Source organism: Homoserinimonas sp., from assembly GCF_056262345.1.
This window is the reverse complement of record NZ_JBACFR010000212.1, coordinates 1-9,986: the sequence shown is the minus strand read 5'-3', so window position 1 is coordinate 9,986 and position 9,986 is coordinate 1. Positions and strand designations below refer to the sequence as shown.

10 protein-coding genes are annotated in these 9,986 nt (G+C 64.5%); 3 read left to right on the top strand and 7 right to left on the bottom strand.

The features are described from left to right. The coding region (locus AC062T_RS10290; RefSeq protein WP_476029742.1) for a PadR family transcriptional regulator at window positions 1-592 on the top strand (592 nt) is incomplete at its 5' end. Window positions 593-666: 74 nt separating this feature from the next. Here the strand turns inward: AC062T_RS10290 and AC062T_RS10285 are convergent. Together AC062T_RS10285 and AC062T_RS10280 are read right to left on the bottom strand one after the other, a co-directional pair. Then, window positions 667-1,527, bottom strand: a complete 861-nt coding sequence (locus AC062T_RS10285) for a TrmH family RNA methyltransferase (RefSeq protein WP_476029740.1) — start codon at window positions 1,525-1,527, stop codon at window positions 667-669. Between the two features lie 35 nt (window positions 1,528-1,562). Then, a complete protein-coding gene (locus tag AC062T_RS10280; protein ID WP_476029738.1) occupies window positions 1,563-2,339 on the bottom strand; it encodes an enoyl-CoA hydratase-related protein in 777 nt (258 codons plus the stop codon). A gap of 53 nt (window positions 2,340-2,392) precedes the next feature. Between AC062T_RS10280 and AC062T_RS10275 the strand changes: the two genes are divergently transcribed. Further along, window positions 2,393-3,562 (top strand): flavin reductase, encoded by a 1,170-nt coding sequence (locus tag AC062T_RS10275; RefSeq protein WP_476029736.1) that lies wholly within the window; start codon window positions 2,393-2,395, stop codon window positions 3,560-3,562. A gap of 49 nt (window positions 3,563-3,611) precedes the next feature. Here AC062T_RS10275 and AC062T_RS10270 read toward each other — a convergent pair whose 3' ends face one another. The 5 genes from AC062T_RS10270 to AC062T_RS10250 all read right to left on the bottom strand — a co-directional run bounded on the left by AC062T_RS10270 (window position 3,612) and on the right by AC062T_RS10250 (window position 8,682). Beyond that, on the bottom strand, window positions 3,612-4,418 hold the full coding sequence (locus AC062T_RS10270) for an alpha/beta fold hydrolase (protein WP_476029734.1): 807 nt from the start codon (window positions 4,416-4,418) through the stop codon (window positions 3,612-3,614). Window positions 4,419-4,423: 5 nt separating this feature from the next. Further along, on the bottom strand, window positions 4,424-5,218 hold the full coding sequence (locus tag AC062T_RS10265; RefSeq protein WP_476029731.1) for an SDR family NAD(P)-dependent oxidoreductase: 795 nt from the start codon (window positions 5,216-5,218) through the stop codon (window positions 4,424-4,426). Between the two features lie 3 nt (window positions 5,219-5,221). Then, window positions 5,222-6,748, bottom strand: coding sequence for an AMP-binding protein (locus AC062T_RS10260; RefSeq protein ID WP_476029744.1), 1,527 nt, complete (start codon window positions 6,746-6,748; stop codon window positions 5,222-5,224). 61 nt (window positions 6,749-6,809) lie between these two features. Then, complete coding sequence (locus AC062T_RS10255) at window positions 6,810-7,553, bottom strand: enoyl-CoA hydratase/isomerase family protein (protein WP_476029729.1); 744 nt, start codon at window positions 7,551-7,553, stop codon at window positions 6,810-6,812. A 55-nt stretch (window positions 7,554-7,608) separates the two neighbouring features. Further along, the gene (locus AC062T_RS10250) at window positions 7,609-8,682 is read right to left on the bottom strand and encodes an LLM class flavin-dependent oxidoreductase (RefSeq protein WP_476029727.1); all 1,074 of its coding nucleotides are present in this window, start codon (window positions 8,680-8,682) and stop codon (window positions 7,609-7,611) included. Window positions 8,683-8,876: 194 nt separating this feature from the next. Here AC062T_RS10250 and AC062T_RS10245 point away from each other — a divergent pair. Next, window positions 8,877-9,986, top strand: a 1,110-nt coding sequence (locus AC062T_RS10245) for an acyl-CoA dehydrogenase family protein (protein WP_476029725.1), incomplete at its 3' end; no start/stop codon positions are given.

Below are 9,986 nucleotides of genomic sequence, written 5' to 3'. Positions count from 1 at the left end.
CGGGGGCCAGGTGTCGGTACGGATGAGCATCCTGGCCATGCTCGCGGCGCAACCCAACTACGGCTATCTATTGCGCGCCGAGTTTGATCGACGCACCGGATCGGGCACCCCGCTGAACGTGGGACAGGTCTACAAGGCGCTCGAGTTGCTGGAACGCGACGGGTACGCGACGCGAAGCGCGCACACGGATGACGATGGTCACGTGTTCTATGAGGCCACCGCCGAAGGCCGGGCAGCGGTGAGCCGCTGGCTCGCCACCCCCGAAACCGGCAGCGGTGGCGGCCGCAGCGACCTCGCCACCAAGGTGGCGATCGCGTGCAGCGTTCCGGGTATCGCTATCGAACAGATTCTTGACTCTCAGCGGGCCTCTGCTCGTGCGCGACGGTCGCAACTCGATTCGGAGTCCATACCCACCAGCGGAGGGATTGGGCCCCAGCTCGTGGCCGACGCCACGAAGTTTGACCTCGACGCGGAGTTGCGCTGGCTCGATCAGGTGGAGGCGCGGGTGAGGGCGGCCCGGGAATCTGGCGAGCCCCTGCACGTGCCGTTCGATCTGGACCCACCACGGCGCGGTCGGCCGGCCAAGGTTTAGAGGCCAACAGTCGCGTACCTCGCGGGCATCGCGGGTATCGCACGCATCACTCACGGGCATCGCTGCGCTGTGGTTCAGTCGATGGCGAGGGCGTACATTGCCACGGCCGCGGCGGCAGCGACGTTGAGACTGTCGATGCCGTGATGCATGGGAATCTGCACCGTCGTGTCGGCGGCGGCGATCGCGCCAGCGGTGAGCCCCTCCCCCTCGGTGCCCAGGACGAGCGCGACCCGCTCTGGCGCGGCCGCAGCGAACTCGCGCAGACTCAGCGCGTCTGGGGTGAGGGCAAGCGCGGCGATGTGGAATCCGGATGCCGTGAGCAGGGAGCGAGCGCGCTCCCAGCCGGGCGCCTCGCCGAGGCTCGCACCGCCGGGCTCGAGGCCAGCGCCGGGCAGACGTGTCCACGGAACCTGGAGCACGGTTCCCATGCTCACGCGAATGGCCCGGCGATAGAGGGGGTCAGAGCAGCGCTCGGTGACGAGCACAGCATCGGCGCCGATGCCCGCTACGGAGCGGAAGATAGCCCCGACATTGGTGGGGTCTACGACGTTTTCGATGATGACGATGCGCCGAGCATCCGCGATCAGATCGGTGACCGACGGAAGCGGCGGACGCTCCATCGCCGCGATGAGCCCGCGGTGGAGGGCATAGCCCGTGAGCTCGGCAAGCAGCTCGCCCGGGCCAGAGAAGACGGGAACATCGGGGCCGACGAGGGCGACGGCCTCGTCGACGCTGCCGCCGAGGGCGAGAACCGATCGCACGGAGTGGCCGGCAGCGAGTGCGCGCTCGAGCACGAGGGCGGACTCGGCGATGTAGAGCCCGAGTTCACCGCTCGGGTCACCGTTGTGGCCCGCCTTCTTGAGAGCGACATCGGTGCGATGGGCAAAGTCGGAGAGCCGCGGGTCTCGCAGCGAATCGATAGCGATCACGGGCATGCGCCCATTGTCTCAGGCCGATGTCGGTTGCCCGGCTAGTCGAAGCGGGGAGGGCGCCTCTCCAGCAGGGCACGGCGGGCCTCGACCGAATGGGGATGTGATGCGGCGCGCACCGTCATCTGCTGCTCCTCCTCGTAGGCCTGCTTAAGGGGCATGAACTCGGTGCGATTGAGTGCTTCTTTTGCCGAGCGGAGCGCGGTGGTGCTGTGCGGGATGATCTGACCGGCGATCTGGAGGGCGGCATCCATGAGTTGGTCGGCAGGGACGACCGCGCTGACCCCTCCGTAGCGCTGCAGTTCGTGGGCGCCGACCGGGAGCCCCGTGAAGTACATACGCCGCATGACCTGCTCCGGCACAAGCCGGGCAAGGTGGCGGGCGCCGCCCAACACCCCCACCTGCACCTCGGGGGTTCCGAAGCGCGCGTCGTCGCTCGCGACCACGATGTCGCAGCAGGCGGCGATTGCGATGCCCGTGCCGAGCGCGGCACCGCGGACCGCTGCGATGACGGGAATGGGGCATTCGTAAATGGCGGCGAACGTCTCGCGCACGAGACGCATGCGAGACGCGGCATTGGACTCGGTCATCGTGCCAAATTCGGCGAGGTCGTTGCCAGCACAGAAGTGCGGCCCGCTGGCCCGGAGTATGCACACCTTGGCTTCGGGATGCTGCTCCCCCATCGTCGAGAACGTCTCGCGCAGGGCGGCATACATGCCGGAATCGATGGCGTTGACCGGCGGGCGATTCATCGTGACGATGACAACGGCACCCTCGCGATGAACTCCCACAGGCTCCGGTGATGTGGTCTCAGTCACTGCGCCACCATCCCTCTTCTGACCTAATCTGTGTAATCTATAACACTATGTCGATGATGCCATCTCTTGAGCCAGTACAGCCCCGCCATTTTCGCGACGTGCTGGGCCACTTTCCGACCGGCGTGTGCGTCGTCACCGCCATAGGAACCGATGGGGCTCCCGTCGGAATGGCCGTCGGATCATTCACCTCGGTGTCGCTCGACCCGCCCCTCGTGGCATTTCTGCCGGATAAATCCTCGACGACCTTTCCCAAGATTCGGGAGGCGGCCTCCTTTTGCGTCAACGTGCTCTCGGCGCAACAGGAGCCCGTTTGTCGAACCTTCGCCTCTCGCGGAGCCGACAAGTTCGCCCAAACACCCTGGCACGCGGCCCCCTCTGGTGCGCCCATCCTCGACGGTGTCGTTGCATGGATCGACTGCGTTCCCGAAACCATTCATGAGGCCGGCGACCACTACATCTTCATTGGCAGAGTGACCTCGCTCGAGGCCGAGAACCCCACGCTGCCCCTGCTGTTCTTTCAGGGCGGCTATGGCGCGTTCGCGCTTAAGTCGCTCGTGATGGGGGCGCAGACCGGCCTCAGCGAACAGATCGTGCTGGCCGACAAGGCCCGAGCTGAGATGGAGCGCCTCGCCGTAGCGACCGGAATCGATGTGCAGGCGTTCGCACCGCACGAGGACCACTTTGTGCTCGTGGCCGCAGCAACACCATCGGGGCTGCCGACGCCCTCCCGAATCGGAATTCGCATGCCCATCGTGCCCCCGGCCGGACGTCTCTTCGTCGCGTGGGCAGGTCACGACGAGATCGACGCCTGGTACGACAGGAGCCCCGTCGAACTCAGCGACGACGAGAGGGCCGACCTCAACCGCGAACTCGAATCGGCCAGAACCCACGGCTGGATCCCCGCGATCTACTCCGACCGACTCGACGATGTGTGGGAGACCATCGGCAAGATCGCCGAGGTTGGGCAGACCCCCGTGCTGACCCGCCACCTCTCGGAGGCAGTGACGCAGCTCGAACGACACAGCGACCCCGCCGACGTCACCGAGGCAACCGCCGGAACAGTGCAGGCGCTGCTCGCCCCCATCTTCGACTCGGCAGGACGCGTGGTGTTGATGCTCACCCTTGTGGGCATTCCGCGCGGTTCTGACCTCGACAACATCATGTCACTCAAGGATCAGCTACTTGCCGCGACGCAGAAGGTGACCGCCTCGCTCGGCCGATAACCATCCCCTGCGCAGGCGCCCCCTTGGGTGCCTGCGCCGACGGGCGGAACTACGAGTGCTGAGCGATCCAGCCCGACTGGAGTGCCGCCGTAATCACCGGATCTTCAAAGTAGTAGACGTGCCCAGCACCGTCGATCGTGACCAGGCGCGAACCCGGAATCGACCGATGCAGGTGCCGTGCGTTATCGGGAGTCGTCATGATGTCTTGCGCGCCCGCAGTAATGAGTGTCGGTGCCGTGATCGACTCCAAATCGCGCTGCGACATGTTGTGGCCCCAGATCGCACCGACGTGGCCCAAATAGTTGTGCTTAGAGAACGAGCCAGCGTGATTCACCACGTCCGTGGGAAGCGGAGCCTGAAGGCCATCCGACCCTGCCGCCCACAGTCGCAGAAAACCGCGGATGTATTCGGGGGCGTCGTCGAGCCCCGACTCGAGGAGCTGAAGGCGAAATTTGCCCGTCTGCACCGTTCTCTCGTCGAGCTTGGCCGCCGTGGCATGAAGGGTAAGGGTCAGCACAAGGTCGGGCCGCATGGCAGCCAGCCTCATGGCGATGAAACCGCCCATCGAGACGCCGCACACGTGAACCGCGCCCTCGCCCAACGCCTCGATGAGCGCCGCAGCATCCCGTGCGAGATCTTCCACCGAGAGGGAATCACCAACGTCGGAAGCCGCACCCGTGCCGCGATTGTCGTAGGTGACGCACGAGACCCGAGGGGCAAGCTCGTCAACGAGGGCGTTCCACGCCCCCTTGCCGGTGCCACCGCCCATGATCAACAGGAGCGTGGGGCCCGAACCTTTGCGCACAATCTCCGTCGTGAACGACGGTGTCTCAATGATCTCGGATGCGGCATCCATGGCGTCTAGGGAAGGTCGCGGATGGTGCCGCCGTCAACGGGAACCGCAACTCCGGTCGTCCAGCTTGAGGCCTCCGAACAGAGGAACACGACCATCTTGGCCACCTCTGCCGGGTCGCCCGTGCGCCCCATCGCAATCGGCTGAAGCTCAAGCATGCGCTTTTCGACATCCGCCGCGGAGACACCCATGTGCTTGGCTGCGGCCTCGTAGCCCGAAACGACGCTCTCGCTGAGGGTCAGCCCCGGCAGCACACTGTTCGAGGTGATGCCGTACTTGGCGAATGACCGCGACATGGCGCGAGTCGCGTGCATGAGTGCAGCCTTAGCTGCGCCGTAGGACGCGAAGCGGGGGTCGGGGTCTCGCCCGGCCGTCGAGGCGATCGTGACGATGCGCCCCCATCCGCGCTCACGCATTGACGGGATGCACGTCATGGACAGGCGGATCGCGCTCAAAGTATTGACCTGGTAGGCGTTGGCCCACGATTCGTCGGAGAAATCGCGCAGGTGCTCGCCGGTAGAAACCCCGGCCGCGTTGACAACGCCGTCGATGCGACCGAATTCCGCGAGGGCCGCGTCGCGAATGAGCTCGCTCGAGGCAACATCGGAGACGTCGGCGACAACCGTGAGCACCTCGCCGCCCCGGGCGCGGAGGCTCTCCGCCAGCGCCTCAAGCTTGTCTGCACCGCGGGCAACGAGCACAACCTTTGCGCCCTCGTCGACGAGGATTTCGGCGGTGGCGCGGCCGATTCCGGCGCTCGCGCCGGTCACGATAACAACCCGCGAAGTGAGTCCGAGATCCATAGGTCATTTCTCCAATGTGAGTTCGACGGTGTCGGAGGTGACACCGGCCAGCTTGAGTTCGTTCTTTTGCACCTTCATGGTGGGCGTGCGCGGCATGTCGTCGACAACCCGCACGAAGCGGGGAACGGCATAGCGGGGAAGATTGCCCGCGATATCGCGCACGATCTGGCGCGGGTCATGCTGGTTCGACTCCAGCAAGAGCGCCGCCATCACCTCTTCATGGCCGTCGACGGAGACACCGAAGACGGCAGCCTCGACCACCCGGGGGTCGGCGACAAGCACACTCTCGACCTCCCACGCCGAAATGTTCTCCCCGCGACGACGCAACGAATCCTTGGCGCGTTCCGCAAAGAAGAGGTCGCCGTCGGCCGTGAGATAGCCCCGATCGCCCGTGTGGAACCACAGGTCCTGGGTCGCCGCAACAGTCGCTCGGTCGTTGCCGTAATAGCCGCGCGTGAAAACGTCGTCGAGCTTGGACCGCACCTGGATGTCGCCCGCGATGCCGACACCGGCGACCGCACCGGAATCATCCACGACCCTCACGTCAAAGAACTTGCTCGCGCGGCCCGCTGAGCCGATCGCGCATCCGCTGTTCCTGAGATTGACCGTTGCCATGGGAGCCTCGGTGAGGCCGTACACCTCGACGAGGTCGACCCCAAAACGCTGAAGCAGTTCGGTTCGGTCTTTTTGCGATGCGCCTGCCCCCCATCCGATGCGCACGGAGTGAGCGCGATCAAGCTGGGGATCTGGGGCTGCACCCGACAGGATCATGGTGAGCACGGAACCCAGATAGTTGAACGCCGTGATCTTGCGCTCGCGACACAGGCGCCAGAACCCGCTGCTCGAAAACTTTTGTTCGAGGTCTATGGCGGCGCCGGCCGCGATCGCTGCGAGCACCCCCGTGTACCGCGCGTTCTGGTGGTAGAGCGGGAAGAAGTTGAGCAAGCGGTCGCCTGGGCCATAGCCGCAAACCTCGGCCACATACTGAGCCAGCAGGATGCATCCCCGCTGATTGTGAACGACACCCTTAGACGGCCCCGTGGTTCCGGAGGTGTAAAGAATGACCTCTCCGCCGCTCATGGCCTCGAGGTCGAGGTCGGCGGCATCGCGATAGAGGGAATCGAGAGCGCGCGCCGATGTGGTGCTTGCCCCGTTCACAATCACGGTGATCTCGCGAGACGCCTCCTCGACAACCCGCTGAAGCTCATCCGCATATTTCTCGTCGCACACAATGAACTGCACCTGGCTGTCTTCGATCAGGTGGAGCAGAAGCGACCCTCGATAGTTGCAGTTGAACGGCGTCTCGACGCAGCCCAGCATCGATGCCGCGAACCAGACATCAATCGCGCGATGGGACGTATCCATGAGAATGCCGACCCTCGAGCCTGCACCGATGCCCAAGCCGGCCAGCCCTGCCGCAAGCTCGCGCGAGTCGGTGAGGAGCGAGTGGTACGTGCGCCCGACTCCGTCGACCCGCAGCATCTCCTCGTCGCGATAGTGGACCGCCTGCGCGGCCAGGAACGTTGCCATCACCGTCACGGGGATTTGCCTCCTGAGTAGCTTCTTCTATGGAGCGGTTGGTGCGTGGTGGCTATTTGGAGCGAGACGAGAACGAATTGAGCCTCGTGCGCACCTCGTCGGTGAGCATGGTCTCGTAGGCGTCTTCCATAGAGGAGAGCGGCCGCGTCTCGTTGAGAATCTTCTTGTAGAGGCGGATCGCGTTGGGCGATGCTTTGCCGAGTTCACCCAGGACCTCCTGCACCCCGTTCTCGAGCTCTCCAGCCGGCACGATCTTGGTGATCAGACCTGCGGAGAACGCCTCCTGCGCGGAGAAGGTCGTGCCAGAGAAGAGCCAGTAACGGAGCCAGGCCGAGGGAACACGGTCGCGCAACAGACGCGGCATATGACCGTCGACGACTCCCACGCGCGACTCCGGCATGGCGAATCGAGAACCCTCCGTGGCGATCACGATGTCGCTGACGAGGGCGAGCGTGAGCCCTCCGCCGAGGCATAGCCCGTCGACCGCAGCGATCGTGGGCTTGGGCAAGCTGCGGATGGCCTCGAACGGCACCGACTCGTCGTAACCGAACACGTCGAGGCTGCCCTCGTCGTTGAGAGCAGAGAGCATCTCCTTGAGGTCGCCACCGACGGCGAAGGCACCCGGCGTTCCCTCGAGCACGACCGCCGAGATTGACGCATCAAGGTACGCCTTGCGGTAAAGATCGCGGATGCCCGCATACATCTTTTTGGTCAGCGCGTTCTTGGCCTCCGGGCGGTCGATCGTGACTCGCATCACGCCGTCGGTGACTGTGCTCTTGATCTTGTCGTCGGTCATGTGAACCTCGTCGTTTCGTTGTCTATGGAGTGCAGATGCGGGAGTAGGCCGAACGTCAGGAGACGCTCTTGACCCGGGGAGCAACCTCGGTGTGGAGCAGCTCGAGACTGTGATTCCAGGGGGCGGGGTCGTCGATGAAGTCGTGACCGAAGATGAGCGTCGTGCCCCAACCGCCACTGGCATCCATAAGCACGTTGAGCTTCTCGGCAACGGTCTCGGGGCTGCCGACGACCATGTGTGCCCGGATGACATCGCGGAAGTCGGTCTGCAAGGTCCAGAGCGGCTCGACCCCGATGCGCGATGCGCGGCGCAGCTCGTTGGGAATGAGGTGCTCACGCCAGGCATAGCCGATGGGCCCCTCCATGACGAGGCGCCCCGCCTCGGCATCCGTGTCGGCGACGAAAATTTCGCGGCCGACGTGGTGGATGTCGCGGCTCAGCGTCGACTCGTCGATGCCGCCATCGCGGGCACCCTGGAGGTAGGTCTCCCAGTGGTTCGCTACGAGCTCAGGGCTGCCTCCGAACGAGAGCGGAATGAAGCCCTGATTGCCGGCGTAGGCGATCGAGGTCGAGTCGGGGCTAGCGCCCGCCATCGCGATCGTCATGGAGCCGCCGTAGGGGCGCAGATCACGCAGGTGGTGCCCGCCGTGATCGGCTGCGGGGAGCTGGCTGCTCCAATACTTGCCCTCGAAATCAATGGGGCCGCCGGCCCAGATCTTGCGCATGAGCTCGAGCGACTCGATCGACATCTCAAGGTTGTCGGCCTGCGATGTGAAGCCGTGGAACTTGGCGTCAACGGGGTTCACCCCCGTCGCGACACCGAGGATGTAGCGACCCTCGGTGATGTGACTCATCCACGACGTCTGCGACGCGAGGTGGGCGGGATGCTGGTATGGCAGCAGGTGCGCGCCCGGTGCGAGAATGATCTGCTCTGTTTCGCGGGCCGCTGCCGCGAGCACGAGCTCAGGGTTCGGAATTGCTTCCCACCCGAGCGTGAAGTGCTGACCGACCCAGAACTCTTCGAGTCCTGCTTGATCGGCGGCGATCGCTTGATCGACTGCCCAGTCGAAGACCTGGCGTGGAGAACGCTCTGGACGAGTGAACGGGGTTTGGAAGAGTCCGAACTTCACCGTAGTTCCCTTCTGGTGGCAACGCTGCCTGCGGGGCGGACTCAGTCTGGCGAGCCCGTCGAGGCGATACTTTACATACATTGTCAAGATTGCACAAGTAGTCCCGATTTACTTGCGGTTCTATGTAATCTTTATAGAATAAAGCCGAATGCACAGATCCCCCGCCCTCAGAGGCAGGGCGAAGGAGGACATAGGTGTCACCCGAACGGACAATCGACGAGCTTCGGCAGTCAGTGCGGGAGTGGTGTGCAACCAACATCCCCGCCAACTGGCGACAGACCGAGGCCGACGCGACCCGCGACGAGTTTGTCGCCTTTCAGCAGGAATGGCTTCGCAGCCTCGACGAGGCAGGATGGTCGATGCCGCACTGGCCAGCCCAGTGGGGCGGCGGCTACTCGCTCGCGGAACAGAGTGTGATCTACGAAGAACTCGCCCGCGCCGAGGCCCCGCGCCTCGTGCTGCACTTCATCTCCCTGCACCACGCGGCATCAACACTTCTCCACGCGGGAACGGAAGAACAGCGCCAGCGACACCTTCCCGCCATCCGCGCCGGCGAGGTCTGGTGCCAAGGATTCTCTGAACCGGGTGCCGGATCCGATCTCGCCTCGCTCGCCACCAAGGCCGAGCGCCAGGGCGACTTCTACGTGGTCAACGGCCAGAAGACCTGGGCAAGCCTCGCTATGTATGCCGACTGGTGCCTGCTTCTCGTGCGCACCGACCCCACGGCACCCAAGCGCAAAGGCATCTCATATCTGCTGATGGATATGAAGTCGCCCGGCGTTGATGTGCGACCCATTAAGAAGGCAACGGGTGAGGAACACTTCTGCGAGATCTTCCTCACCGACGTGCGGATTCCCGTCGAAAACCTGATCGGCCCAGAAAACGATGGATGGCGCGTCGCGCAATCCACCCTCAACTCCGAGCGCGGAGCCACCATGGTCGAGCTCAGCGAACGCCTCAAGGTCGGCTTCGGCTGGCTCTGGGACGAGGTCAACGACCCCGACCGCTCGCCGTCGCTCCCCAGCGCGACCGACTCGCTCGTTCAGGACCAGCTCGCCGGGTACGCCACGGAACTTGAGGCCCTGCGCCTGCTCGTCTCCCGCGGCCTCTCCGACAACATCTCGATGGAGAATGTCGGGGTTCTCGCCTCTGTGACCAAGCTCGTCTACAGCGAGCTACTTCAAGACATGACGGGCTTCGGCGCCTCGATCTCGGGAATCGAAGGTCAGCTCAAGACCCCCCGCGTCGCGAGCGGCGGATGGGAATCGGGCGAATGGCTGCTCGACCACATCTCGTCGTGGGAG

Coding starts and splice junctions, on each gene's coding strand:
- AC062T_RS10285 (WP_476029740.1), bottom strand. CDS start 1,527: ATGCCCGTGATCGCTATCGATTCGCTGCGAGACCCGCGGCTCTCCGAC.
- AC062T_RS10275 (WP_476029736.1), top strand. CDS start 2,393: ATGATGCCATCTCTTGAGCCAGTACAGCCCCGCCATTTTCGCGACGTG.
- AC062T_RS10270 (WP_476029734.1), bottom strand. CDS start 4,418: ATGGATGCCGCATCCGAGATCATTGAGACACCGTCGTTCACGACGGAG.
- AC062T_RS10265 (WP_476029731.1), bottom strand. CDS start 5,218: ATGGATCTCGGACTCACTTCGCGGGTTGTTATCGTGACCGGCGCGAGC.
- AC062T_RS10260 (WP_476029744.1), bottom strand. CDS start 6,748: ATGGCAACGTTCCTGGCCGCGCAGGCGGTCCACTATCGCGACGAGGAG.
- AC062T_RS10255 (WP_476029729.1), bottom strand. CDS start 7,553: ATGACCGACGACAAGATCAAGAGCACAGTCACCGACGGCGTGATGCGA.